We start from the raw sequence: 22,201 nt of genomic DNA, 5'->3' as shown, positions 1-22,201 counted from the left end.
CCGCATAGGTGGCCGGTTCGGGCCGGCCACCTATCAATTCTCAGCTCTCGAACACCGGCTCGAAGCCCCCATAGATCATCCGCTTGCCGTCGAAGGGCATCTTGTCGGGGCTCATCGCCTCCCATCGCGGATCGTTTTCCATGCTGGCCATGCAGGCGTCCCGCTTGCTCTTGTCGGGCCATTCGATCCACGAGAAGACCACCGTCTCCTCCGGCTTCTTCTGCACTGCCATCGGGAACGAGGTGACCTCGCCATCCGGCACGTCGCTGCCCCAGCATTCGCGCATCGACAGCGCGCCGAATTCCTTGAACAGCATCCAGCTTTCGCGCGAGAAGGCGATGTAGTCGTCCTTGCGGTCGCTCGGAACCGCGGCGACAAATCCGTCGATGAAACTCATGATCCATTCCTCCTTGCCGATCCGCCAAGGACCGTGCGGAAAGGCTACGCCCGCCTGCCCGAGTCTCGCAAACAAAATGTTCATGTTTCGTTCGGATCTTGCCGATTGCTTCGACTTGACGGTGGGCCTCAGGAGGGCGATGGCCGATACAATCACCGAAGGAGGCCCGACATGCCCGAGACCCGCCCGCTCTACGCCGTGCTGATCGACGCCGACAACATCCCGGCGCGCTTCGCCAAGCCGATCCTCAAGGAGATCACCAGTTTCGGCGAGCCGGCGCTGCGCCGGGTCTATGGCGACTGGTCGGCCGAGCGGCTGCGCGGCTGGGCCGACAACGTCCGCGCGCTGGGTCTGGTGGCGCATCAGGAAACCGCCAACACCAAGGGCAAGAACGCCTCCGATATCGGTCTCGTGATCGATGCGATGGACATCCTGCACACCGGCCGCTTCGACGGCTTCGTGCTGGTGTCGTCGGATTCGGACTTCACCGCGCTCGCCAACCGGATCCGCGAGCAGGGGCTCGACGTGATCGGCATCGGTGAGGCCAAGGCACCGGAATCGCTGCGCAACGTCTGCAACCGCTTCGTGCTGATCGAGAACATCATGGACGAGCCGGTCGCCGCCAAGGCCGACGCCGCGCCGGGCGAGACGCCGGCCGCGCCGACGGGCAAGAAGTCGCCGCTCGAGGCGGTGCCGCTGATCCTGCGCGCCATGGACAAGATCGAGCAGGATGACGACGAGTGGTATCCGCTCGGGCCGATCGGCCAGTACATCACCGCCGACAACCCCGATTTCGACGTGCGCAGCTATGGCAAGCGCAAGCTGTCGGAGCTGGTGCTGGAGCTCAAGCGCTTCGAGACCCGCAAGCAGGGCAACCAGCTGCAGGTGCGGCGCAAGGACTAACCGCCGTAGCGGGCGAGGAAGGTGTCGACCGCGCCCTGGGCCACGCGGTCGCGCTCCGCCTGCGAGAAATCGTCCGAGACGCAGAAGATCGCCCGGGCGAAGAGATCGGCCCGGCACAGCTCGTAGAACTGGTCGGCGGCGAGCGCGAGATCATCGATGCGCAGCTCGCCGCGCCCGATCGCCTGCTCGAAAAAGCCTATCAGGTAGCGCCGGCCCATTTGCGGCCCGGTCTCGTAGAAGGCGCGGCCGATATCGGGAAAGCGCGCGCTCTCGGCGACGAAGATTCGGAAGATTCGCAGCCCGAACTCCGAGGTGTAGAAGCCGATGATCCGCTCGGCCGTCTCGCACAGCACCTCGCGCACCGGCCGGGTCGTGTCGATCGCGGAGAGCGCGGTGCCGGCCTGGGCGCTGCATTCGACACGCATCACCTCGAGAAACAGCAGCCGCTTGTCGGGAAAGTAGCTGTAGAGCGTCGCCTTGGACACGCCCGCAACCCGAGCGATGTCGTCGACGCTGGCGCCCTCGAAGCCCGCGCCCATGAACACCTCTCGGGCGCCGTCGAGCACCTGGTCGTACTTGCGGCCCTTGCGGATGCGGGGTTCGTGGGCGGTCATCGGTCCTCCTGAGGCTGTCGGAGACAGTAGCCCGCCAGACGGGTCCCGGCCAGCGCCGCCGGACTTGTCAGCGGCGCGACGTCCCGTAGATTGGAATCGTTCTAAAAGGAGCCGCCCGATGATTCCCGGATTCACCTCCCGCCGCCGCTTCGACGATCTCAGCGAGCGGGAGATCCTGGCCTTGGCGATCTCCTCGGAGGAGGACGACGCGCGGATCTACCGGCTCTATGCCGACCGGCTGCGCGGCGACTTCCCGGCCTCGGCGGCGGTGTTCGAGGGCATGGCGGAGGAGGAGGACGGGCATCGCCGCCAGCTGATCGAGCTGCACCGCGCCCGCTTCGGCGAGACGATCCCCCTGCTGCGCCGCGAGCATGTGGCGGGGTTTCATACCCGCCGCCCGGTCTGGCTCACCGAGAATCTCGGGCTCGACGCGATCCGCGGACAGGCCGCCGAGATGGAGCGCGAGGCGGGCGCCTTCTATGCCCGCGCCGCCGCCCGTGCCTCGGACGCGGCGACGCGGCGGCTCTTGGGCGATCTCGCCGCCGCCGAAGCCGAGCATCGCAGCACCGCGCGGGCGCTCGAGGAGGAGCACCTGACCGGCCCGGCGCGGGTCGAGGAGGATCACGCGGCGCGGCGCCAATTCGTGCTGACCTATGTGCAGCCGGGGCTGGCGGGGCTGATGGACGGCTCGGTCTCGACCCTGGCGCCGATCTTCGCCACCGCCTTCGCCACGCAGGACACGCACACCACCTTCCTCGTGGGGCTCGCGGCCAGCGTCGGCGCGGGTATCTCGATGGGCTTCACCGAGGCGGCCTCCGATGACGGGCAGCTCTCGGGGCGCGGCTCGCCGGTGAAGCGCGGGCTGGCCACCGGGATCATGACCACGGTGGGCGGGCTCGGCCACGCGCTGCCCTACCTGATCCCGCATTTCTGGACCGCCACGATCACCGCCATCGTCGTCGTCTTCATCGAACTCTGGGCGATCGCCTGGATCCAGAGCCGCTACATGGACACGCCCTTCTTCCGGGCCGCCTTTCAGGTGGTGCTGGGCGGCGCGCTGGTCTTTGCCGCTGGGGTGCTGATCGGCGGCGGCTGAGCCGGGTTGCGCCGGGCGATGGCTTTGGAGAGACTGCCCCTTCGCAGGGGGAGGGCACGATGAGCATCGAGACGACAGGGTACCGCGCCACGCCGCTGCCGCAGCGACCGGAGATGACCGACGAGGCCATCCTCGCGGCTGCGCGCGCGCATTTCGACGCCATGGCGACGCGCCACACCATCCGCGAGTTCAGCGACCGCCCTGTGCCGCGCGCGGTGATCGAGGCGGCGATCGCCACCGCCGGGCGCGCGCCCTCGGGCGCGAACCAGCAACCCTGGCATTTCGTCGCGATCTCGGATCCGGGCCTCAAGGCGCAGATCCGTGCCGCCGCCGAGGAGGAGGAGCGCGCCTTCTACGAGGGCGGCGCGCCGGACGAGTGGATTGCCGCGCTCGAGCCGATCGGCACCGGCGCCTCCAAGCCGCATCTCGACGTCGCGCCCTGGCTGATCGTGGTCTTCGCCCAGCGCTGGGGCACCAAGCCGGATGGCACGCGCTACAAGCATTACTACGTGCCCGAGAGCGTCGGGCTCGCCACCGGTTTCCTGATCGGTGCGCTGCACCTGTCGGGGCTCTCGGCGCTCACCCATACGCCGAGCCCGATGAAATTCCTCACCGATCTTTGCGACCGCCCGGCCTCCGAGAAGCCGGTGATGATCCTCGCGGTGGGCCACCCGGCCGAGGGCGCTACCGTTCCGGCGGCAGCCATGATCAAGAAACCGCTCGAAGAGATCCTCACCGTGATCTCGGCGGATACGGAGACGACATGAAGACGATCAGCGAGAACACCTGCTTTGGCGGCGTGCAGGGGGTCTACAGCCACCAGAGCGAGGCCACCGGCACCGAGATGACCTTCGGGCTGTTCCTGCCCATCGAGGCACAGGAGGGGCCGGTGCCGGTGCTGTGGTTCCTGTCGGGCCTCACCTGCACCCATGAGAACGCGATGACCAAGTCCGGCGCGCAGCGCTGGGCCGCCGAGCAGGGCATCGCGCTGGTGTTTCCCGACACCTCGCCGCGCGGCACCGGCGTGGCCGATGACGAGGGCTTCGACATGGGGCAGGGGGCGGGGTTCTACCTGAACGCCACCCAGGATCCTTGGGCCAGGCATTACCAGATGTGGGACTACGTCGCCGAGGAGCTGCCCGCGCTGCTCGAGGGACAGTTCGCCATCGACGAGGGACGGCAGGCGATCACCGGCCATTCGATGGGCGGTCACGGCGCGCTGACCATGGCGATGCGGTTGCCGGGGCGATACCGAAGCGTCTCGGCCTTCGCGCCGATCTGCCACCCGACCCAGAGCGAATGGGGCCGCCGCCAGTTCACCGCCTATCTTGGCGAGGACGAGGCCGCCTGGGCGCGCCACGATGCGACGCTGCTGATGACCAAGACCGGCTTCGACGGGCCGCTTCTGGTGGACACAGGCACCGCCGACCAGTTCGGCGACAAGCTCGGCACCGAGCATTTCGCCCGCGCCATGGCCGAGCGGCGCCAGCCCGGCACGCTGCGGCTCCAGCGCGGCTACGACCACAGCTACTACTTCGTGTCTTCCTTCATCGAGGACCATGTCGACTTCCACGCCGCGGCGCTCTGGTCATGATCTATGTCGACGCCGATGCCTGCCCGGTGAAAGCCGAGTGCGAAACGGTGGGCACGCGCCACAAAGTGCAGGTGGCCATCGTCTCGAATGGCGGGCTGCGCCCGTCGCAGAACCCCTATGTCGAGACGGTGATCGTCCCCGAGGGGCCGGACGTGGCCGACATGTGGATCGCCGACCGCGCCAAGATGGGTGACGTGGTGATCACCAATGACATCCCGCTCGCCGCGAAATGCGTCGAGGCGGGGGCACAGGTGCTCAAGCACAATGGCGAGCCGCTGACCGCGGCCAATATCGGCAATGTGCTGGCCACCCGCGACCTGATGGCCGACCTGCGCGCTGCCGACCCGTTCCGCCAGGGCGGTGGCAAGGGCTTCACCAAGGCCGACCGCTCGCGCTTTCTCGACGCGCTGGAACGGGCGCTGCGCAAGGCGGCGCGGGAGGCGGGCGCATGAGCATCGAGGCAGTTGTCTTCGATATCGGCAACGTGCTGATCGAATGGAACCCCGAGCGGGTCTATGACGCGGCGATCGGGGAAGCGCGGCGGGCCGAGCTGTTCGCCACGGTCGACCTGCATGGCATGAACGAGCGCGTCGATCTGGGCGAGAACTTCCACGGGCAGGTCGCGGCCTTGGCCGAGGCGCATCCCGACTGGACCGCCGAGATCATGCTCTGGCACGACCGCTGGATCGAGATGGCGAGCCCGGAGATCCCGCGTTCGGGCCGGCTGCTGCGGGCCCTGAAGGCGCGCGGCGTGCCGGTCTTCGCGCTGTCGAATTTCGGGGTCGAGACCTTCGAGATCGCCCGCGCACACTACCCTGTCTTCGCCGAGTTCGACGCGCTGTTCGTCTCGGGGCATCTGCGCATGGCCAAGCCCGACGCGCCGATCTACGAGCGGCTGGAGCGCGACACCGGCGTGGCGCCGGAGCGGCTCCTGTTCACCGACGACCGCGCCGACAACATCGCCGCCGCCCAAGCGCGCGGCTGGCAGGTGCATCACTTCACCGGGCCCCAGGGGCTGGCCGGACGGCTGGTGGCCGAGGGTCTGCTCAGCGAGGCGGAGGCCGCATGACCGAGATCGTCCCCTTCGAGGCCGAAGCGAAGCTCGACTGGATCGCCATGGCCCGCGCCATCGAGGCTGGGCACGATCTGCCGCCGGCGCAGGTCACCGACACATTCCTCTACCGTGGCGAGGACACGCTCCTGAACCGCTCGGCGTGGATCGAGGGGCTGGGCATCGCGGTGAAGGTCGCGACGATCTTTCCGGGCAACCAGGGCCCGAGCATCAACGGCGCGGTGAACCTGCTGTCGGACAAGGACGGCACGCTGGAGGCTGTGGTGGACTTTCACCTCGTCACCAAGTGGAAGACCGCCGCCGACAGCCTGCTAGGCGCGATGAAACTGGCCCGGCCCGACAGTCGCGAGATCCTGATCGTCGGCGCGGGCAACGTCGCCGCCTCGCTGTGCGAGGCTTACGGGGCGGCCTTCCCCGAAGCCCGTTTCACGGTCTGGAACCGCTCGCGCGAGGGGGCGGAGCGGCTCAAGGCGCAGCATCCGGATATCGAGATCGCCGAGGATCTGGAGCAGGCCGTGGGCCGGGCTGATATCGTTACCTGTGCGACCATGGCGAAGGCGCCAGTGGTGCGGGGCGACTGGCTGCGCCCCGGCACGCATCTCGACCTGATCGGTGCCTTCACCCCGCACATGCGCGAGGCCGACGACCGGGCGTTGCAGCGGGCGCGGATCTTCGTCGATGCGCGCGCCACCACGCTCGACCATATCGGCGAGCTGAAGATCCCGCTTGAGGCAGGTGCGATTGCGCGCGAGGACGTTGTGGCCGAGTTCTCGGAGCCGAAGCTGTTCCGACGCGGGAGCGAGGACGAGATCACGCTGTTTAAGAACGGCGGCGGCGCGCATCTCGACCTGATGGTGGCGCGGCACATCCTCGACCGCTGGCGCGCGGCGGACCGGAGTTAATCGGCCAGCCCCGGCTCGTCGAGAAGCGTCCGGCCCTGCCGGTCCTCGACCTCGATCACCCACAGATCGGGGTCGAAGCGCCGCTGCCGCTCGATGCTGGCATCGACCTCGGCCTCCTCGCCCTCGGCCAGCGTGATCCAGGCCCGCGCACCGGTCATCAGGTCGAGGCTGCGCTGGAACAGCCGCCCCTGTCCGTCGAGCGTGTTGGACTTGACCAGCACCGCCCCCGCCGTCTCGTCGCCCTTGGCGGTGACGAAGGCGGGGATGTCGTGCAGCCGGAGCCGCGCGAGATAGGCCGAGACCCAGATGCCGGTGGCGAGCCGCGGCTCAGCCATTCCCGTCGCGGAAATCGAGCCCCATCTCGGAGTAGCGCTCCTTTTCCTCGAGCCAGTTCGGGCGCACCTTCACCTGCAGGAACAGGTGTACCTTGCGGCCGAGGAACTCCGACAACTCCTCACGCGCGGCCTTGGAGACCGACTTGATGGTCTCGCCGCCCTTGCCCAGCACGATGCCCTTGTGGCCCTCGCGGGCGACGTAGATCATCTGGTCGACGCGGGCCGAGCCGTCGTCGCGCTCCTGCCAGCTCTCGGTCTCGACCGTCAGCTCGTAGGGCAGTTCCTGGTGCAGCCGGAGGGTGAGCTTCTCGCGCGTCATCTCGGCGGCGATCATCCGCAGCGGCAGATCGGCGAGCTGGTCCTCGGGGTAGAGCCACGGGCTCTCGGGCATCTGGCTTCCCAGCCACGCCTTGAGGTCGGCGGCGCCATGGCCGCGCTCGGCCGAGATCATGAAGGTCTTCACGAAGGGATGCGCGTCGTTGCAGTCCTGCGCGAGCTTGAGCAGGACCTCGGACTTCACCTTGTCGATCTTGTTGATCGCGAGCGCGACGGGTTTGCGACCGAGCCGTTCGGGCAGGGCCTCGAGGATCGCCTTCACGCCGTCGGTGATGCCGCGATGAGCCTCGATCAGCAGCACGACCATGTCGGCATCGGCCACCCCGCTCCAGGCGGCGGCGACCATCGCGCGGTCGAGCCGGCGGCGCGGCCGGAACAGGCCCGGCGTGTCGACGAAGACGATCTGGGCGCGATCCTCCATCGCGACACCGCGGATGCGGGCGCGGGTGGTCTGCACCTTGTGGGTGACGATCGACACCTTGGCGCCGACCATGCGGTTCAGCAGGGTCGATTTCCCGGCATTGGGCTCGCCGATCAGCGCGACATAGCCGGCGCGGGTCGGACCGGCCTCGCCCTCCTGGTCGCCGCCGATCGGCGCGCCCGGTAGGCCATCCTCGTGCAGCGCCTCGGGGCCCTGAGCGGCGTCCGGGGTCTCGTCGCCTTCCGGCGTCTGATCTTGGTCGCTCATTCGCTCACCCGTTTCAAAAGCGCGGCTGCCGCCGCCTGTTCCGCCTGCCGTTTCGACCCGGCGGTGGCGTTCTCGCTGGCGCCGGAAGCCAGCCTGACCTCGATGGTGAAGACCGGCGCGTGGTCCGGTCCCTCGCGGCCGGTCTCGGCATAGGCCGGCGGCGGTTCGCCGCGCGCCTGCGCCCATTCCTGCAGCGCCGTCTTGGGATCGCGGGCGTCTTCCTCGACCCGGTTGATCCGCTCGCCCCAGAGCCTGCGCACCACGTTGCGCGCCGCCTCGAAGCCGGCATCGAGATAGACGGCGGCGATCACCGCCTCCATCGCGTCGGCCAAGAGCGCCTCCTTGCGGCGTCCGCCCGACTTCATCTCCGAGCGCCCGAGCCGCAGCACCGTGCCGATCTCGATCTCGCGGGCCACCTCGGCGCAGGTCTCGCGGCGGACCAGCGCGTTGAAGCGCGGCGCGATCTGGCCCTCGGTGGCGCTCCGGTCGGCCTCGAGCAGCGCCTCGGCCATCACCAGCCCCAGAACCCGGTCGCCGAGGAACTCCAGCCGCTGGTTGTCGTCACGCATCGGCCCGGAGATCGAGCCATGGGTGACGGCGCGCGACAGCAGCTCGGGACGCGAGAACTCGTGCCCCAGCCGGGTCGCGAAGGCGCGCAGTTCGGCCGAAAGCTTCACTCGACCGCCTTGAAGAAGCGGTCCGAGCGCCAGGTCCAGAAGGCCAGCATCGAGCGCCCGGCCGAGGAGAACATGATCCGGTCGGCCCGGCCGACGAGGTCCTCGAAGGGCACGAAGCCCACGCCGCGCGCGTTCTGCGGCACCCGGCTGTCGGTCGAGTTGTCGCGATTGTCGCCCATGAAGAACAGATGCCCCTCGGGAACGGTGTAGACGCCGGTATTGTCCGACGACTGGGTGGTAATGTCGAGGACGTCATGGCTGCGCCCATTGGGCAGCGTCTCGGTATAGCGGGTCTTCTCGCAGATGGCCCCCATGCCGACCGCGCCGTTGCGGCAGCGCGGCAGCAGGCCCTGCGGCCCCTGCCGCTCCATCACCTCGGTGAAGGTGCCGGCGGGTTCGAGGCCCACCGCCTCGTCATTGATGAAGAGCCGCCCGTCGCGGACTTGGATCCGGTCGCCGGGCAGGCCGATGGCGCGCTTGATGAAATCCTCTCCGGTGACGGGGTGGCGGAACACCACCACGTCGCCGCGCTCGGGGTATTCGCCCCAGAGCCGGTCGTTGTCGCCCTTGGCCCAGCCGCAGACATCCTCGGCCGAGATGTCGACGCCCAGCGAGGCCAGCCGCACCGAGGGGCAGGAGGCGTAGGAGTAGCCGTAGGCCATCTTGTTGACGAAGAGGAAGTCGCCGATCAGCAGCGTGTCCTTCATCGAGCCCGAGGGGATCCAGAACGGCTGGAAGAACAGGGTACGGAAGATGCCCGCGATCAGCAGCGCCCAGAACACCGTCTTGATGGTTTCCCAGACGCTGTGGACGAAGCCCTGCTTCTCGGTGTCGGATCTGCTGGCCATGCGGATTGGTCCCTTGGGTTTCGGGGCTACATGCGGGGGGCGGGGGGATTAGTCAAGGAAACCGCCAGACGCGCCATCTAGCGCGCGCGAAACCGCAAGGCCAGCCCCGGCGCAACGGGGCGCTCAGGCCAGAGCCGTCTCGGTCGACATGGCATCGAGAAAGGGCAGGGCGCGCAGCAGGCGGGGGCCGTCGATGCGCCAGCGGCGCGCCGCGCGCATCAGTGCCCGGCGAGAGGCCGTGCCTCGATCACCACGAAGGCCTGCGCCCAAGGGTGGTCGTCGGTAAGCGTCACGTGGATGATCGCCTCGTATCCGGGCGGAGTCATCGCGTCGAGCCGCTCGCGCGCCCAGCCCGTCACCTCCATCACTGGCTGGCCGGTGCGCAGGTTCGACACCGCCATGTCCTTCCATGCGATGCCCATCCTGAGGCCGGTGCCCAGCGCCTTGGAGCAGGCCTCCTTGGCGGCCCAGCGCTTGGCATAGGTGCCGGCCACGTCGCGGCGGCGCTCGGCCTTGGCCTGCTCCACATCCGTGAAGACGCGGTTGCGGAAGCGGTCGCCATGGCGTTCGAGGACGCCGGCGATGCGGTCGATATTCGCGAGGTCGGTGCCGATGCCGAGGATCATGCGACCTTGCCTAGCCGATGCCGCGGGGTCGGGCAATCCGCGGCCCTCGCGCAAAAGAGCGCCGCCCTCGGGGAGGGCGGCGCATCAGGAACCAAAGGATCGGCGATCAGGCGGCGTGGCGGGTCTTCTCGCTCTTCGCTTCGGTGATCGCCTTCTCCACGTCGGCGCGCTGGCTGGCCAGGAACGACCATTCCGGCTTGCCCGAAGTGGCGGCGATGGCGTCGTCATAGAGCTTCAACAGCTGCTCTTCGCCGTTGATGATCTCGTCATAGACCGCCTCGTCATTGCCGGTCAGCGAATCCTTGAGCGACAGCCAACCGCGATGTGCTGCGGCGGCGGTCGAGCCGCTCTCGCTCACCTCGACGCCCTCGGCCGCGAGCTGGCGGTGGATCACCGTGTGGAACTGCTCGCGCTCGGCGATGCGGCGATCAAAGAAGCCGACGAAGCCGCGCTCGTCCTTCACCTCTTCGCGCGAGTGCTTATAGCCGTCGCGGCTGTCGATGACGCGGGTGTGCAGCTTCTTGATGGTGTCGAGATGATCAGCCATGTCGTGTCTCCGTTTCTTGTGGGTGCCCCCTCGGGGGCCGCTTGGAGTGACAACGCGTGGCGCCTCGGAACGATCCTGATTCGAGGCGAATTTCGGGCGGATTCGCCATGAAAACAGGCGCCCGGAGAGCCGGGCGCCTTTCGGAGCGAAACATGACGCGGATCAGTTCGTCGCGCTGTCCACGGTATCGGTGACGGTGTCGGTGGCGGTGTCCACCGTGTCCTCCACCGTATCCGTCGCATCGGTCATATCACTGTCACTCAGACCCGAAGTGTCGAGACCGTTCTCGGCGGCCTGCTCCTGGGTGATTTCACAGGCGGTCTTGTCCTTGCCCTGAAACTTCTTGGAGATGAGGTTCACGTCGAGGTCGCAAAGGTTCGCGGCGACCGCGACCGGGGCTTGGATGGTGTTGCCGTCGAGCGAGAGGTTCACGAGGCCCTCCTGCTTGCCGCTCTTGCCGTTCGAGGCCGTGTTTTCCATATGGCCGCTGTTGCCCTTACCGGTTTTGATACCGTTCTTGGCAGCGGTGCTCTGGTCGATCGTGCAGGCGGAGTCTTCCGTCCCGACGAAGTCGGTCGCCAGCACATTGGCGTCGATGTTGCAGACATTGGCCGCCACATCGACGGGAACTTGCACGGTGTTGTCGTCGACGGACACGTTGACGAGACCTTCCTGGCCTTGGGCGAAAGCACCGGATGCGGCGATCGACAGCGCGGTGGCGGCGACAAGGGTCTTGGATTTCATGAACATGGTCGTTCCTTTCCTCCAGGGTTCTGACCGGCCGGGGCGATAGGGGGGTGAATGGCCCCGGCGGTCTCGGAGGGCAGAACGGCGGCGACGGCCTCATGTTCCTGCCACTTTCGCGGGCAGTGATGCGACCCGCCAGAAGGCGGCAGGAAGCTGCCGGATGGTCGGCAAGGTTTTGCAGAACAGGGGTTTCAGACCCGAAGGGCTGCAATCGTGATCGCGCGGGGCGGGAACCGTTTCAGCGCATCACCCGTCGTGCCGCCTCCATCCGGCGCCGCATCTCCGCGATCGCCGGGGACAGCCCACGGAAGATCGCCTCGCCGATCAGGAAGTGGCCGATGTTCAGCTCGCGCATTTCCGGCAGCCCGGCGATCGGCCCGACCGTGTCATAGGTCAGGCCATGCCCGGCATGCACCTCGAGACCGAGATCATGCGCATGGGTCGTCATCTCGGTGATCCGCGCCAGCTCGGCGTCGCGGGCGGCGAGATCGCCCGCCGCATGCGCCTCGCAATAGGCGCCGGTATGCAGTTCCACCACCTGCGCCCCGATCCGGGCGGCGGCGTCGATCTGGGCGCGGTCGGCGGCGATGAAGATCGACACCCGGCAGCCCGCCTCGCGCAGCGGCGCGATGAAATACGCCAGACGGTTCTCGTCCTTTGCGACCTCGAGCCCGCCCTCGGTGGTGCGCTCCTCGCGCCGTTCGGGGACGATGCAGACGGCATGCGGGCGGTGGCGCAGCGCGATCGCCTGCATCTCATCGGTCGCGGCCATCTCGAAGTTGAGCGGCAGCTTCAGCGCCGCCATCAGTGCCTCGATATCGGCGTCGGAGATGTGGCGGCGATCCTCACGCAGATGCGCGGTGATGCCGTCGGCACCGGCCTCCTCGGCGAGCTTGGCAGCCCGGACGGGGGAGGGGGTGTCGCCGCCGCGCGCGTTGCGCACCGTCGCCACGTGGTCGATGTTCACGCCGAGCCTGAGTTCCGTCATCATCGTCTCCTTTGGACGCAGACTAGTCCGGTCCGGGCCCGTCGTCAGCCGGGACGGACGGAATTTTTCCCAGTGTCTGCAGCTTGGCTCGGAGCTTCTTGCGACGGCGGTTCTGGTAGGCCGCGATCACCGGCACGAACAGCCAGTAGCAGGCAAAGGCCGAGATCAGCCCGGGCAGGATGCCGCCCACGAGATAGGGCAGGAAGACGTCGTGGTAGAACAGCGTCAGCCCGCGCCAATCGGCGCGGTCCGGCCCGAACAGCGCTCCGAAATTGTGCCACAGATCCTCGCCCGCAGCGGCGAACTTGCCCACCAGCGAGGTCTCTATGTCGCGATGCGGCGGCCGGCCCATGATGAAATGGCCGGTCTGCAGCGCCACCACCCCGATCGGCACATAGGTCAGCGGGTTGCCGAAGAAGGTGCCCAGCAGCGAGGCGAGGATGTTGCCCCGCCCGATCTTGGCGAAGATTACGGCGATGATGAAATGCAGCCCGTAGAACGGCGTCCAGCTCGCCAGCACGCCGGCAAAGATGCCGCGGCCGATCTTCTCGGGGGTGTCGGGCAGCCGCTGCAGCCGGTGGCGGACATAGCCGAAAGCGCGGCGCCAGCCGCCGCGCGGATAGAGCGTCTCGGCCACCGCGCGGCCCACCGACCGCCTGTCGCGCCGCTTGAAGACCACCGCGCCCCCGATCAGCCCCCGGCCGGCGCCGGGGCGTGCGGTGCAGGAAGCGCGCGCGACGGATCGCGGTGCCGTTCGATCGAGGAGACGTGGCTCTCGGCCTCGAGCGCGGTCATCACCCTGTGCAGGTGCTCCGCGTCGCGCAGGTCGACATCGACCAGGATGCGGTAGAAGTCGGCCTTGCGGTCGAGGAAGGTCATGTCCGAGATGTTAGCCGACTGCTCGCCGATCAGCGTGCAGATCCGGCCCAGGACGCCCGCGTCGTTGGTCACCGTCAGGTCGAGGGTCACCGTGTTGACCGGGGCGTGCGTCCCGTCCTGCCAGCGCAGGTCGAGCCAGCGCTCGGGCTGCTCTTCGTAATGCTCGAGCGCGGGGCAGTCGATCGCGTGGATCACGACGCCCTGACCGCGGAAGGTGATGCCGACGATCCGCTCGCCCGGCACGGGCTGGCAGCAGGGCGCGCGGCGGAAGCTCTGCCCGGCGGCGAGGCCTGCCACGGCGCGCTCCTGCGCCACCTCCTGCGTGTCGCCGCGCGCGGCGAGCTCCGGATAGAGCGCCTGCACGACCTCGCGGGTGGTGAGGTCGGCCGAGCCGAGCCGGGCCAGCAGTTCGGTCGCGCTTTCCAGTCCCAAGGTCTTGGCGGCGGTGCGCAGCGCCTTGTCGGTTGCGCGACGGCCGACATTCTCGAAGGCGACGCGCACCAGCTCGGTGCCGAGCTTGACGAAGCGTTCGCGGTCCTCTTCGCGCAAGCTCCGGCGGATCGCGGCCTTGGCCCGACCGGTCACCGCGATCTCGATCCAGCTCGCCTGCGGGCGCTGCCCGTCGGCGGTGATGATCTCGACCGACTGGCCGTTCTTGAGCCGGGTCCAGAGCGGTACCCGGAGCCCGTCCACCTTGGCGCCAACGCAGGCGGAGCCGATGCGGGTGTGAATCGCGAAGGCGAAGTCGATCGGCGTGGCGCCGCGGGGCAGCTTGATGACCTCGCCCTTGGGCGTGAAGCAGAACACCTGGTCCTGGTACATCTCGAGCTTCACGGCCTCGAGGAAATCCTCGTCATCATGGCCGGTTTCCAACCGCTCGGTCAGCTGCGCGATCCAGCGGGCCGGGTCGACTGCGAAGCGGTTCTCGACCCGCAGGCCGTCGCGGTAGGACCAGTGCGCGGCGACGCCGGTCTCGGCGACCTCGTGCATCTCGCGGGTGCGGATCTGCACCTCCACCCGCTTGCCGTCCCGGCCCGACACGGTGGTGTGGATCGAGCGGTAGCCGTTGGATTTCGGCTGGCTGATGTAATCCTTGAACCGGCCCGGCACGGCGCGCCAGCGCTGGTGGATCACGCCCAGCACGCGGTAGGCGTCGGCTTCGTTGTCGGTGATGACGCGAAAGCCGTAGATGTCCGACAGCCGCGAGAAGCCCTGATCCTTCTCCTGCATCTTGCGCCAGATCGAGTAGGGCTTCTTGGCGCGGCCGAAGAGGTCGGCCTTGATGCCGGCGCGGTCGAGCTCGGCGCGCATGTCGGCCGTGATCCGCTCGACGACGTCGCCGGCCTCCTTCTGGAGCATGATGAAGCGGCGGATGATCGAGTTGCGTGCCTCGGGGTTGAGCACCTGGAACGACAGGTCCTCGAGCTCCTCACGCATCCACTGCATGCCCATCCGGCCTGCCAGCGGCGCGTAGATCTCCATGGTCTCGCGCGCCTTCTGGGCCTGCTTCTCGGGCCGCATCGAGCGGATCGTGCGCATGTTATGGAGCCGGTCGGCGAGCTTCACCAGCGTCACCCGCAGGTCGCGCGAGGTCGCCATGAACAGCTTGCGGAAGTTCTCGGCCTGCTTGGTGCGGGTCGAGGAGAGCTGCAGGTTGGTGAGCTTGGTGACGCCGTCGACCAGTTCGGCGATCTCGCGGCCGAAGCGCTTCGCGACATCCGAGAAGGAGGCGCGGGTGTCCTCGATCGTGTCGTGCAGCAGCGCGGTGACGATCGTGGCGTCGTCCATCTGCTGCTTGGCGAGAATCACCGCCACCGCGACGGGATGCATGAAGTAGGGCTCGCCCGACTTGCGGAACTGCCCCTCATGCATCTCCTGCCCGAAGGCATAGGCGTCACGGATCAGCGTGTCGCGGGTGGCCGGGTTGTAGCTGCGGACCAGAGCGATCAGCTCGTCTGCGGAAGTCATCTGGCGCGTCCTGTCCCCCGGCCTCGATCGGGCTGCGGTCAGCCCTCCTTTTGCACCTGCATCAGCTCACGCAGCAGGCGCTCCTCGCTCATGTCGTCCTGGGCCGGCTTGTCGGCCTCCTGGCTCATCAGGAGCGACATCGAATCGGCCTCGGGCTCGTCGACCTCGATCTGGGTCTGGTGCGCCTCGATCATCCGCTCGCGCAGGTCGTCGGCCTGCTGGGTCTCGTCGGCGATCTCGCGCAGCGCCACGACCGGGTTCTTGTCGTTGTCGCGCGCGACGGTGAGCGGCGCGCCCGAGGCGATCTCGCGGGCGCGATGCGCGGCGAGCATCACCAGCTCGAAGCGGTTCGGAACCTTGTCAACGCAATCTTCGACTGTCACGCGGGCCATTCGGACGTCTCCCGTCTGGGGGTGGGCAAAGCTGGGCGGCACGCACGGCAGCGCGGCACGGCCTCGAAAGGGCACGCATACAGCGCCCGTCGCCGGAACACAAGGCGGGCAGGGAGGGAAGCGGCCTCAGCCGAGCGGGGCCAGCCCCTCGACCACCGCGGGCGGCAACGCGTCGCGCATCGAGGCCACCGAAAGCCCGGTCACCGGGTGGCACCAATCGGGCGCGACCTCGGCCAGCGGCAGCAACACGAAGCCGCGATCCTGCAGCCGCGGATGCGGCAGGATCAGTTCCTGCGGCGTCTGGCGCGCCTGCTCCGCTGGGGCAAGGTCGCGCCAGCGCGCCCAGCCCGCGAGGTCGGGTCGCACCGCCCCGTCCAGCGCCAGCAGATCGAGATCGAGGCTGCGCGGTCCCCAGCGATCCTGCCGGACCCGGCCGAAGCGCGCCTCGATCGCGTGCAGCTGGGCGAGCAGCTCGGCGGCATCGAGATCGGTATCGAACGCCATCGCGGCATTGACGAAATCCGGGCCGATCCCGGCCGGGAAGGCCGGGCTGCGCCACAGCCGGCTGCACCGGGCGGCGCGCCCAAGCCGGGCGATCTCGGCCATGGCGGCACGCAGGCCGGCGGCGGGTGCGCCCTGCGGCCCTTCGGCATTGGCGCCCAACGCGATCAATGCCAGCCCCGCGCCCCTGTCGATAACGGTATCTTGCGCCATGCCCTTGATTTTTCCAATGAATGGGGGGGCAGCTGAGGCGTCGCCAACTCCGCGGGGGCCGCCCGAGCGAACCGGCGATACTGTAACGAGGGATCCTTTTCAATGTTCTATCGCGACGAACGGCTCGCCCTGTTCATCGACGGCGCCAACCTGCACGCCACCGGCAAGGCGCTTGGCTTCGACATCGACTACAAGCTGCTGCGGCAGGAATTCATGAACCGGGGCCGGCTGATCCGCGCCTGCTACTACACCGCACTTCTCGACGGGGACGAGTATTCGCCGATCCGGCCGCTGGTCGACTGGCTGCAGTACAACGGCTTCACCATGCGCACCAAGCCGGCGCGGGAGTTCACCGACGCGCAGGGGCGGCGCAAGGTCAAGGGCAACCTCGACGTGGAGCTGACGGTCGACGCGCTGGAGCTGGCGGATCGGATCGATCACGTCGTGCTGTTCTCCGGCGACGGCGACCTGCGGGCGCTGGTCGAGGCGCTGCAGCGGCGCGGGGTGCGGGTCTCGGTGGTCTCCTCGATCCGCGCCAGCCCGCCGATGATCGCCGACGAGCTGCGCCGCCAGGCCGACGACTTCATCGAGCTCGACGATCTGCGGGAGGCGATCGGCCGAACCCCGCGCGCGACGGGGCGCGAGGACTAGGCCCCCGTCTGGACCTCGGCGCCGCGAAGGCTTAGCTGTAAGGCCGCTGTCTTGGAGGCCCCCGATGACCGACACCGCCCTGCCGCCGCTGACGATCCACCTTGCCGCGCCGCGCGGATTCTGCGCCGGCGTCGACCGCGCCATCAAGATCGTCGAGATGGCGCTCGGGAAGTGGGGCGCGCCGGTCTATGTGCGCCACGAGATCGTCCACAACCGCTATGTCGTCGACGATCTGCGCGCCAAGGGGGCGGTGTTCGTCGAGGAGCTCGACGAGGCGCCCGACGACCGCCCGGTGATCTTTTCGGCGCATGGCGTCGCCAAGGCTGTTCCGGCCGAAGCTGCGCGGCGCGAGATGATCGCGGTGGACGCGACCTGCCCGTTGGTCACCAAGGTTCACAACGAGGCCGCGCGCCATTCGGCCGAAGGGCTGCAGATGATCATGATCGGGCATGCCGGGCATCCCGAGACGATCGGCACGATGGGCCAGCTTCCCGAAGGCGAGGTGCTGCTGGTCGAGACCGAGGCCGATGTCGCCACCGTCGCGGTGCGCGATCCCGAGCGGCTGGCCTATGTCACCCAGACCACCCTGTCGGTCGACGACACGGCAGGCATCGTCGCGGCGCTGAAGGCGCGGTTTCCCGCGATCAAGGGGCCGGGCAAGGAGGACATCTGCTACGCCACCACCAACCGGCAGGAAGCGGTCAAGGCGATGGCGCCCGATTGCGACGCGCTGCTGGTGGTGGGCGCGCCCAACTCATCGAACTCCAAACGTCTGGTCGAGGTCGCCGCCAAGGCGGGCTGCGGCTATGCGCAGCTGGTGCAGCGCGCGGGCGATATCGACTGGCGCGCGCTGGAGGGCATCCGCTCGCTCGGGCTGACGGCGGGGGCAAGCGCGCCCGAGGTGCTGGTGCAGGAGGTGATCGACGCTTTCCGCGCCCGCCACGATGTCACGGTAAAGCTGGTCGAAACCGCGCAGGAGAACGTCGAGTTCAAGGTGCCGCGCATTCTGCGCGAGCCCGCGTGATCCCGCGCCCGGTGCTGGCCCTCGAGCTGGTCGGGGTTTTGCCCTTCGCCTGAGGGGCGCTGACGACGGGGGTTCCCGGCCTCGCATTGGACTAGTGCCTGCGCCTGCGGCTGCCCACCGGGCTTACCGTGATCTGCCTGGTGCTACCGGTGGTTTGAACGCGCTTCCCTTTCACTACTCCCCAAATACGCATGGCTCCGCGTCAGCCAAGGTGCGCGCCCTCGGGGCCTCTCGCGCGGCATGGTAACAGGACAGGCGGGCCACGAAGGCCCGCCCGACTGACTTACTGCTGCTCGGTCTGGGTGCCGCTCTTTGGTTTCGCCTTGCCGAGATCGGGCTTCTGGCCCAGCGGCTCGGGCTTGTCCCTAGCCGAGAAGGTGCCGCGCCCGTCGAGCGAGGGGCCGGAGGTCCAGCGGCCCTGCGGGGTCGGCTCGTCGAGCGAGGTGTTGAGGAAGTAGTAGCTGTGCTCCGTCGCCTCGTGCTCCTGGGGGGTGGAGTTCGGGATCGGCAGCTGCGCCTGCATGCCGCCCAGCTCCTCGATCACCGCGAGCCACTGCTGCTGGTGCATCGTGTCGCGCGCGATCAGGAAGGAGAGCATGTCCTTCATGCCCGCATCGTCGGTCATGTTGTAGAGCCGCGAGGCGAGCACCCGTCCGCCGGCTTCGGCAGTGGCGTTGGCGAGCATGTCGGCGCCGAGATTGCCGGTGGCGTAGACATGGCTCATGTCGAAGGGCACGCCGTTCGAGTTCACCGGCATCGCCGAAAGCCCCGAGGACAGGATATGGCGTGGGTTCATGCCGCCGAGGATCGCGTGCACGATCGGGTCCTTCGCCGCCTCGTCCTGCACTTCCACGGGCGCACCCTCGAGGTTGAGCGCCACGGCGTGGCCGAGGAACTCGATATGGCTCAGCTCCTCGGTGGCGGTCATCATCAGCATGTCGCGGTATTTGCTGTCGCCGCGCGCGCCCATCGCCTGGAAGAAGTACTGCATCGCGACGCGGATCTCGCCCTCGACGCCGCCGATCGCCTGCTGGAGATATTTCGCGAAGGCTGGGGAGGGCTTGTCGACGCGGACTTGGTATTGAAGCTTGGAGGAATGGTGGAACATGGGAATGGCTCCGGGTTCGGTTAAGTCACCCAAGCGAAACGGCGCGACCGGCGGAGAGAGTTCCCGCCCGTACGTTGCCGGACGGCGGAGCTTCGCCTAAAGGGAACGCCCCGACCCCTCTCATTTCCGGAGCTTCCATGGCCAAGATCTTCGCCTTCACTGATGGCGCCTGCTCGGGCAATCCCGGTCCCGGCGGCTGGGGTGCGCTGCTCCAGGCCAAGGAGGGCGAGGCCGTCACCAAGGAGCGCACGCTCAAGGGCGGCGAGGCGATGACCACCAACAACCGCATGGAGCTGATGGCCGCGATCTCGGCGCTCGAGGCGCTGGCCAAGCCCACCCGGCTTACCGTCGTGACCGACAGCGCCTATGTGAAGGGGGGCATCACCGAATGGATGGCGGGATGGAAGCGCAAGGGCTGGCGGACCTCGGCCGGCAAGCCGGTCAAGAACGAGGATCTGTGGCGCCGGCTCGACGAGGCGGCGGCGCGGCACGACGTGACTTGGCAATGGGTCAAGGGACATGCCGGCCATCCCGAGAACGAGCGCGCCGACGAGCTGGCCCGCGAGGGCATGGCACCGTTCAAACCGGGCCGCGCCCGGGCCTGAGCCGATGATCTCCTGGCGCGAGGAGGGGGCGCTGCTACGCGTCCGTCGCCATGGCGAGGGGTCGGCCATCATCGAGGTGCTGACCCGTGGCCATGGGCTGCATGCCGGGGTGGTGCGGGGCGGCGGCTCGCGGCGCATCGCGCCGCTCCTGCAGCCCGGCGCGCAGCTCGACCTGACCTGGACGGCGCGGCTGGGCGAGCATCTGGGCAATTTCACCTTCGAGCCGGTGCGCTCGCGCGCCGACCGGGTGATGGCCGATCGCCTGGCGCTGGCCGGTCTCAACGCGGTGGCGGCGCTGCTGGTCTCGGTGCTGCCCGAGCGCGATCCGCACCCGCCGCTCTATGATCGCACCGTGGCGCTTCTCGATCTGTTGGGCGAGACCGAGATCTGGCCGCTGGCCTATCTGCGCTGGGAGCTGTCGCTTCTGGAAGAGATGGGATTCGCGCTCGACCTCTCGCGCTGCGCGGTGACCGGCGCGACCGAGGGGCTGGATCTCGTCAGCCCGAAATCCGGCCGCGCGGTCAGCCGGGCGGGGGCGGGGGCATGGGCGTCCAAGCTCCTGCCGCTGCCGCCGGTGCTGCGCGGCGAGGGCGATGCGGCGGCGGCCGACATCATCGCCGCGCTCGCCACCACCGGCTGGTTCATCGAGCACAGGCTGCTGCCCGGTTCGGGCGACCGGCCGTTGCCGCCGGCGCGGGCGCGGCTGATCGAGGCGATCGAGCGGACCGGCTGAGGCCCCTTGCCCATGCCGCGCTTTCCCGACACCACTGCGACGACCGCCAGATCCGTGAGAGCCGCATGTATCCCTTTGCCGAGCTGATGCCCCCGCAGCTGCTGCTGCTATCCGTCCTCGTGGGCTTCGGCGCCGGCATCGTGAAGGGCATGGTCGGCTTCGCCATGCCGATGATCATGATCTCGGCGATGTCGCTGTTCCTGCCGCCCGAGCTGGCGCTGGCCGCGCTGATCGCGCCGACGCTGGTGACCAACGGCATGCAGGCGCTGCGCCAGGGCGGGCGCGCGGCGGTCTCCACGGTCAAGCGCTTCAGGGTCTACCTGATCGTCGGTGGCGTGATGCTCGCGATCAGCGCGCAGCTGGTACGGGTGCTCTCGGCCGAGGCGCTGTTTTTGCTGATCGGCGCGCCGGTCTCGGCCTTCGCGGTGCTGCAGCTGTCGGGCTGGAAGCCGAAGATCCCGGAGAAGACCAACGGAATCGAGGCGCTGATCGGCGGCTTTTCGGGCTTCGTCGGCGGGGTGTCGGGGGTTTGGGGGCCGCCGACGGTGGCCTATCTCACCGCGATCGACACGCCCAAGGGCGATTCGATCCGGGTGCAGGGAGTGATCTACGGGCTTGGTGCACTGGCGCTGTCGGGCGCACATCTCCAGTCCGGGGTGCTCAACGCCGCGACGCTGCCGTTCTCGCTGTTCATGATCGTCCCCGCCGTGGCGGGGATGATGCTGGGCGGTCTGGTGCATGACCGGATCGACCAGCAGGTATTTCGCCGCGTGACGCTGGCGGTGCTGCTGGTCGCCGGGCTCAACCTCGTGCGGCGCGCGATCTTCTGAGACCCGCGCCGCGCGCTGTCTCAGAGCACGAAGACGCGGGAGGGGTGCAGTTCCGGCCCCATCACCCGGCCCACCGCCACCGCGCGGCCCTCATGCGCGGCCCAGGCCTCTTCGCCGTAATCGAGGCCCGAGGCGACCACCGGCGCCGGGTTGCCGTTCCGGAGCCGCGCGGCCGATTCGGCCGAGCAGGTGACGCGGGGCAGGTCGGCGAGGCCGTCCTCCACGGGCCGCAGGAACCGGTCGAGCATCTCGGATTTCGCCTCGGCCTCGATCTGCTCCAGCGTCACGCCTTCGGCGGCGGTGAAGGGCCCCGACCAAACCCGGCGCAACTCGCGCACATGGCCCAGGCAGCCGAGCTTCTCGCCCAGGTCGCGGGCGATGGCGCGCACGTAACCGCCCTTGCCGCAGACCATCTCGAGCTTGGCGTGATCCGCGTCGGGCCGATCCAGCAGGATCAGGCTCTCGACCCAGAGCGGGCGGGCGGCCAGTTCGACCTCCTCGCCGGCGCGGGCCTTGGCATAGGCGCGCTGGCCGTCGACCTTCACCGCCGAAAAGGCGGGCGGCACCTGCTCGATGTCGCCGACGAAGCCGTGCAGCGCCTCCTTGATCTCGGCGTCGGAGGGGCGGGCGTCGGAGCGGGCCGTCACCTCGCCCTCGGCGTCGTCGGTGTTCGTGGCCGCGCCGAAGGTCACGGTGAACTCGTAGGCCTTGAGCGCGTCGGTGACGAAGGGCACGGTCTTGGTGGCCTCGCCCAGCGCTACGGCGAGCACGCCGGTGGCTTCCGGGTCGAGCGTGCCGGCATGACCCGCCTTCTTGGCGTCGAAGGCCCATTTCACCTTGTTGACCACGGCCGTGGAGGTGAGCCCCGCGGGCTTGTCCACCACCAGCCAGCCCGAGACGTCGCGGCCCTTGCGCTTGCGTGCCATG

General features: G+C 68.6%; 28 protein-coding genes. 12 read left to right on the top strand and 16 right to left on the bottom strand.

The window, feature by feature from the left end; all coding sequences use genetic code 11:
* Positions 1-40: 40 nt before the first annotated feature.
* A complete protein-coding gene (locus FHS00_RS03900; protein ID WP_183470078.1) occupies positions 41-397 on the bottom strand; it encodes a DUF1428 domain-containing protein in 357 nt (118 codons plus the stop codon).
* Between the two features lie 171 nt (positions 398-568).
* Here FHS00_RS03900 and FHS00_RS03895 point away from each other — a divergent pair, with 171 nt between their 5' ends.
* A complete protein-coding gene (locus tag FHS00_RS03895) occupies positions 569-1,300 on the top strand; it encodes an NYN domain-containing protein (protein WP_183470076.1) in 732 nt (243 codons plus the stop codon).
* On the opposite strand, the gene FHS00_RS03890 is transcribed toward FHS00_RS03895, so the two are convergent.
* Positions 1,297-1,914, bottom strand: coding sequence for a TetR/AcrR family transcriptional regulator (locus tag FHS00_RS03890; protein WP_183470074.1), 618 nt, complete (start codon positions 1,912-1,914; stop codon positions 1,297-1,299). The two genes, FHS00_RS03895 and FHS00_RS03890, sit on opposite strands and share 4 nt — an antisense overlap.
* Positions 1,915-2,032: 118 nt before the next feature.
* On the opposite strand from FHS00_RS03890, the gene mbfA reads away from it, so the two are divergent.
* Genes mbfA through FHS00_RS03860 form a run of 6 tightly spaced genes read left to right on the top strand, consistent with a single transcriptional unit; the run spans position 2,033 to position 6,578 of the window.
* Positions 2,033-3,010 (top strand): iron exporter MbfA, encoded by a 978-nt coding sequence (mbfA, locus tag FHS00_RS03885; RefSeq protein ID WP_183470072.1) that lies wholly within the window; start codon positions 2,033-2,035, stop codon positions 3,008-3,010.
* A 59-nt stretch (positions 3,011-3,069) separates the two neighbouring features.
* Entirely contained in the window at positions 3,070-3,777 is a 708-nt protein-coding gene (locus FHS00_RS03880; RefSeq protein WP_183470070.1) for a nitroreductase family protein, read from the top strand.
* Positions 3,774-4,604, top strand: coding sequence for an S-formylglutathione hydrolase (gene fghA, locus FHS00_RS03875; RefSeq protein WP_183470068.1), 831 nt, complete (start codon positions 3,774-3,776; stop codon positions 4,602-4,604). The genes FHS00_RS03880 and fghA overlap by 4 nt, the downstream gene beginning before the upstream one ends.
* Positions 4,601-5,056, top strand: a complete 456-nt coding sequence (locus tag FHS00_RS03870) for a YaiI/YqxD family protein (protein WP_183470066.1) — start codon at positions 4,601-4,603, stop codon at positions 5,054-5,056. Before fghA ends, FHS00_RS03870 begins: the two co-directional genes overlap by 4 nt.
* Positions 5,053-5,673: an HAD family hydrolase gene (locus FHS00_RS03865; protein ID WP_183470064.1), complete on the top strand. Its 621-nt coding sequence runs from the start codon at positions 5,053-5,055 to the stop codon at positions 5,671-5,673. The genes FHS00_RS03870 and FHS00_RS03865 overlap by 4 nt, the downstream gene beginning before the upstream one ends.
* Complete coding sequence (locus tag FHS00_RS03860) at positions 5,670-6,578, top strand: ornithine cyclodeaminase family protein (protein ID WP_183470062.1); 909 nt, start codon at positions 5,670-5,672, stop codon at positions 6,576-6,578. Before FHS00_RS03865 ends, FHS00_RS03860 begins: the two co-directional genes overlap by 4 nt.
* On the opposite strand, the gene FHS00_RS03855 is transcribed toward FHS00_RS03860, so the two are convergent.
* The 12 genes from FHS00_RS03855 to folK all read right to left on the bottom strand — a co-directional run bounded on the left by FHS00_RS03855 (position 6,575) and on the right by folK (position 16,323).
* Positions 6,575-6,913, bottom strand: coding sequence for a DUF1491 family protein (locus FHS00_RS03855; RefSeq protein ID WP_183470060.1), 339 nt, complete (start codon positions 6,911-6,913; stop codon positions 6,575-6,577). The genes FHS00_RS03860 and FHS00_RS03855 overlap by 4 nt on opposite strands.
* Positions 6,906-7,937 (bottom strand): GTPase Era, encoded by a 1,032-nt coding sequence (gene era / locus FHS00_RS03850; protein ID WP_246391033.1) that lies wholly within the window; start codon positions 7,935-7,937, stop codon positions 6,906-6,908. The genes FHS00_RS03855 and era overlap by 8 nt, the downstream gene beginning before the upstream one ends.
* On the bottom strand, positions 7,934-8,614 hold the full coding sequence (gene rnc / locus FHS00_RS03845) for a ribonuclease III (protein WP_183470058.1): 681 nt from the start codon (positions 8,612-8,614) through the stop codon (positions 7,934-7,936). Before rnc ends, era begins: the two co-directional genes overlap by 4 nt.
* Positions 8,611-9,462, bottom strand: a complete 852-nt coding sequence (gene lepB / locus FHS00_RS03840; RefSeq protein WP_183470056.1) for a signal peptidase I — start codon at positions 9,460-9,462, stop codon at positions 8,611-8,613. Before lepB ends, rnc begins: the two co-directional genes overlap by 4 nt.
* A 218-nt stretch (positions 9,463-9,680) precedes the next feature.
* Complete coding sequence (gene acpS / locus FHS00_RS03835; RefSeq protein WP_183470054.1) at positions 9,681-10,088, bottom strand: holo-ACP synthase; 408 nt, start codon at positions 10,086-10,088, stop codon at positions 9,681-9,683.
* 106 nt (positions 10,089-10,194) lie between these two features.
* Positions 10,195-10,635, bottom strand: a complete 441-nt coding sequence (locus FHS00_RS03830) for a PA2169 family four-helix-bundle protein (protein WP_183470052.1) — start codon at positions 10,633-10,635, stop codon at positions 10,195-10,197.
* Between the two features lie 162 nt (positions 10,636-10,797).
* Entirely contained in the window at positions 10,798-11,385 is a 588-nt protein-coding gene (locus tag FHS00_RS03825; protein WP_183470051.1) for a hypothetical protein, read from the bottom strand.
* Between the two features lie 235 nt (positions 11,386-11,620).
* Positions 11,621-12,370, bottom strand: coding sequence for a pyridoxine 5'-phosphate synthase (locus FHS00_RS03820; RefSeq protein ID WP_183470049.1), 750 nt, complete (start codon positions 12,368-12,370; stop codon positions 11,621-11,623).
* Between the two features lie 22 nt (positions 12,371-12,392).
* A complete protein-coding gene (locus tag FHS00_RS03815; RefSeq protein WP_183470047.1) occupies positions 12,393-13,049 on the bottom strand; it encodes a DUF2062 domain-containing protein in 657 nt (218 codons plus the stop codon).
* Between the two features lie 11 nt (positions 13,050-13,060).
* Positions 13,061-15,217, bottom strand: a complete 2,157-nt coding sequence (locus tag FHS00_RS03810) for a RelA/SpoT family protein (protein ID WP_183470045.1) — start codon at positions 15,215-15,217, stop codon at positions 13,061-13,063.
* 38 nt (positions 15,218-15,255) lie between these two features.
* Positions 15,256-15,609 carry a DNA-directed RNA polymerase subunit omega gene (gene rpoZ, locus FHS00_RS03805; protein WP_183470043.1) on the bottom strand — a complete coding sequence of 118 codons (354 nt, stop codon included), beginning with the start codon at positions 15,607-15,609 and terminating at the stop codon, positions 15,256-15,258.
* A 126-nt stretch (positions 15,610-15,735) separates the two neighbouring features.
* Positions 15,736-16,323 carry a 2-amino-4-hydroxy-6-hydroxymethyldihydropteridine diphosphokinase gene (folK, locus tag FHS00_RS03800; protein ID WP_183470041.1) on the bottom strand — a complete coding sequence of 196 codons (588 nt, stop codon included), beginning with the start codon at positions 16,321-16,323 and terminating at the stop codon, positions 15,736-15,738.
* A gap of 102 nt (positions 16,324-16,425) precedes the next feature.
* On the opposite strand from folK, the gene FHS00_RS03795 reads away from it, so the two are divergent.
* Both FHS00_RS03795 and ispH read left to right on the top strand, forming a co-directional pair.
* Complete coding sequence (locus tag FHS00_RS03795) at positions 16,426-16,974, top strand: LabA-like NYN domain-containing protein (RefSeq protein WP_183470039.1); 549 nt, start codon at positions 16,426-16,428, stop codon at positions 16,972-16,974.
* A gap of 64 nt (positions 16,975-17,038) precedes the next feature.
* A complete protein-coding gene (ispH, locus tag FHS00_RS03790) occupies positions 17,039-17,998 on the top strand; it encodes a 4-hydroxy-3-methylbut-2-enyl diphosphate reductase (protein WP_183470037.1) in 960 nt (319 codons plus the stop codon).
* Positions 17,999-18,281: 283 nt separating this feature from the next.
* Here ispH and FHS00_RS03785 read toward each other — a convergent pair whose 3' ends face one another.
* Positions 18,282-19,106, bottom strand: coding sequence for a manganese catalase family protein (locus tag FHS00_RS03785; RefSeq protein WP_183470035.1), 825 nt, complete (start codon positions 19,104-19,106; stop codon positions 18,282-18,284).
* A gap of 137 nt (positions 19,107-19,243) precedes the next feature.
* On the opposite strand from FHS00_RS03785, the gene rnhA reads away from it, so the two are divergent.
* From rnhA to FHS00_RS03770, 3 genes are all read left to right on the top strand, one after another.
* The gene (rnhA, locus tag FHS00_RS03780) at positions 19,244-19,711 is read left to right on the top strand and encodes a ribonuclease HI (RefSeq protein ID WP_183470033.1); all 468 of its coding nucleotides are present in this window, start codon (positions 19,244-19,246) and stop codon (positions 19,709-19,711) included.
* Between the two features lie 4 nt (positions 19,712-19,715).
* A complete protein-coding gene (gene recO, locus FHS00_RS03775; protein ID WP_183470031.1) occupies positions 19,716-20,444 on the top strand; it encodes a DNA repair protein RecO in 729 nt (242 codons plus the stop codon).
* A gap of 65 nt (positions 20,445-20,509) precedes the next feature.
* Positions 20,510-21,274: a sulfite exporter TauE/SafE family protein gene (locus tag FHS00_RS03770; protein WP_183470029.1), complete on the top strand. Its 765-nt coding sequence runs from the start codon at positions 20,510-20,512 to the stop codon at positions 21,272-21,274.
* A gap of 20 nt (positions 21,275-21,294) precedes the next feature.
* Here FHS00_RS03770 and truB read toward each other — a convergent pair whose 3' ends face one another.
* On the bottom strand, positions 21,295-22,200 hold the full coding sequence (gene truB, locus FHS00_RS03765) for a tRNA pseudouridine(55) synthase TruB (protein ID WP_183470027.1): 906 nt from the start codon (positions 22,198-22,200) through the stop codon (positions 21,295-21,297).
* Position 22,201 lies beyond the last annotated feature (1 nt).

This window comes from Limimaricola variabilis (assembly GCF_014195545.1).
GTDB lineage: Bacteria > Pseudomonadota > Alphaproteobacteria > Rhodobacterales > Rhodobacteraceae > Limimaricola > Limimaricola variabilis.
The sequence above is the reverse complement of the archived record's forward strand: the minus strand, read 5'-3'. Positions and strand labels throughout refer to the sequence as shown.

What these genes read in the sequence shown, in the direction of transcription:
- FHS00_RS03900 (WP_183470078.1), bottom strand. Translation starts at nt 397, where the DNA reads ATGAGTTTCATCGACGGATTTGTCGCCGCGGTTCCGAGCGACCGCAAG.
- FHS00_RS03895 (WP_183470076.1), top strand. Translation starts at nt 569, where the DNA reads ATGCCCGAGACCCGCCCGCTCTACGCCGTGCTGATCGACGCCGACAAC.
- FHS00_RS03890 (WP_183470074.1), bottom strand. Translation starts at nt 1,914, where the DNA reads ATGACCGCCCACGAACCCCGCATCCGCAAGGGCCGCAAGTACGACCAG.
- mbfA (WP_183470072.1), top strand. Translation starts at nt 2,033, where the DNA reads ATGATTCCCGGATTCACCTCCCGCCGCCGCTTCGACGATCTCAGCGAG.
- FHS00_RS03880 (WP_183470070.1), top strand. Translation starts at nt 3,070, where the DNA reads ATGAGCATCGAGACGACAGGGTACCGCGCCACGCCGCTGCCGCAGCGA.
- fghA (WP_183470068.1), top strand. Translation starts at nt 3,774, where the DNA reads ATGAAGACGATCAGCGAGAACACCTGCTTTGGCGGCGTGCAGGGGGTC.
- FHS00_RS03870 (WP_183470066.1), top strand. Translation starts at nt 4,601, where the DNA reads ATGATCTATGTCGACGCCGATGCCTGCCCGGTGAAAGCCGAGTGCGAA.
- FHS00_RS03865 (WP_183470064.1), top strand. Translation starts at nt 5,053, where the DNA reads ATGAGCATCGAGGCAGTTGTCTTCGATATCGGCAACGTGCTGATCGAA.
- FHS00_RS03860 (WP_183470062.1), top strand. Translation starts at nt 5,670, where the DNA reads ATGACCGAGATCGTCCCCTTCGAGGCCGAAGCGAAGCTCGACTGGATC.
- FHS00_RS03855 (WP_183470060.1), bottom strand. Translation starts at nt 6,913, where the DNA reads ATGGCTGAGCCGCGGCTCGCCACCGGCATCTGGGTCTCGGCCTATCTC.
- era (WP_246391033.1), bottom strand. Translation starts at nt 7,937, where the DNA reads ATGAGCGACCAAGATCAGACGCCGGAAGGCGACGAGACCCCGGACGCC.
- lepB (WP_183470056.1), bottom strand. Translation starts at nt 9,462, where the DNA reads ATGGCCAGCAGATCCGACACCGAGAAGCAGGGCTTCGTCCACAGCGTC.
- acpS (WP_183470054.1), bottom strand. Translation starts at nt 10,088, where the DNA reads ATGATCCTCGGCATCGGCACCGACCTCGCGAATATCGACCGCATCGCC.
- FHS00_RS03830 (WP_183470052.1), bottom strand. Translation starts at nt 10,635, where the DNA reads ATGGCTGATCATCTCGACACCATCAAGAAGCTGCACACCCGCGTCATC.
- FHS00_RS03825 (WP_183470051.1), bottom strand. Translation starts at nt 11,385, where the DNA reads ATGTTCATGAAATCCAAGACCCTTGTCGCCGCCACCGCGCTGTCGATC.
- FHS00_RS03820 (WP_183470049.1), bottom strand. Translation starts at nt 12,370, where the DNA reads ATGACGGAACTCAGGCTCGGCGTGAACATCGACCACGTGGCGACGGTG.
- FHS00_RS03810 (WP_183470045.1), bottom strand. Translation starts at nt 15,217, where the DNA reads ATGACTTCCGCAGACGAGCTGATCGCTCTGGTCCGCAGCTACAACCCG.
- rpoZ (WP_183470043.1), bottom strand. Translation starts at nt 15,609, where the DNA reads ATGGCCCGCGTGACAGTCGAAGATTGCGTTGACAAGGTTCCGAACCGC.
- folK (WP_183470041.1), bottom strand. Translation starts at nt 16,323, where the DNA reads ATGGCGCAAGATACCGTTATCGACAGGGGCGCGGGGCTGGCATTGATC.
- FHS00_RS03795 (WP_183470039.1), top strand. Translation starts at nt 16,426, where the DNA reads ATGTTCTATCGCGACGAACGGCTCGCCCTGTTCATCGACGGCGCCAAC.
- ispH (WP_183470037.1), top strand. Translation starts at nt 17,039, where the DNA reads ATGACCGACACCGCCCTGCCGCCGCTGACGATCCACCTTGCCGCGCCG.
- FHS00_RS03785 (WP_183470035.1), bottom strand. Translation starts at nt 19,106, where the DNA reads ATGTTCCACCATTCCTCCAAGCTTCAATACCAAGTCCGCGTCGACAAG.
- rnhA (WP_183470033.1), top strand. Translation starts at nt 19,244, where the DNA reads ATGGCCAAGATCTTCGCCTTCACTGATGGCGCCTGCTCGGGCAATCCC.
- recO (WP_183470031.1), top strand. Translation starts at nt 19,716, where the DNA reads ATGATCTCCTGGCGCGAGGAGGGGGCGCTGCTACGCGTCCGTCGCCAT.
- FHS00_RS03770 (WP_183470029.1), top strand. Translation starts at nt 20,510, where the DNA reads ATGTATCCCTTTGCCGAGCTGATGCCCCCGCAGCTGCTGCTGCTATCC.
- truB (WP_183470027.1), bottom strand. Translation starts at nt 22,200, where the DNA reads ATGGCACGCAAGCGCAAGGGCCGCGACGTCTCGGGCTGGCTGGTGGTG.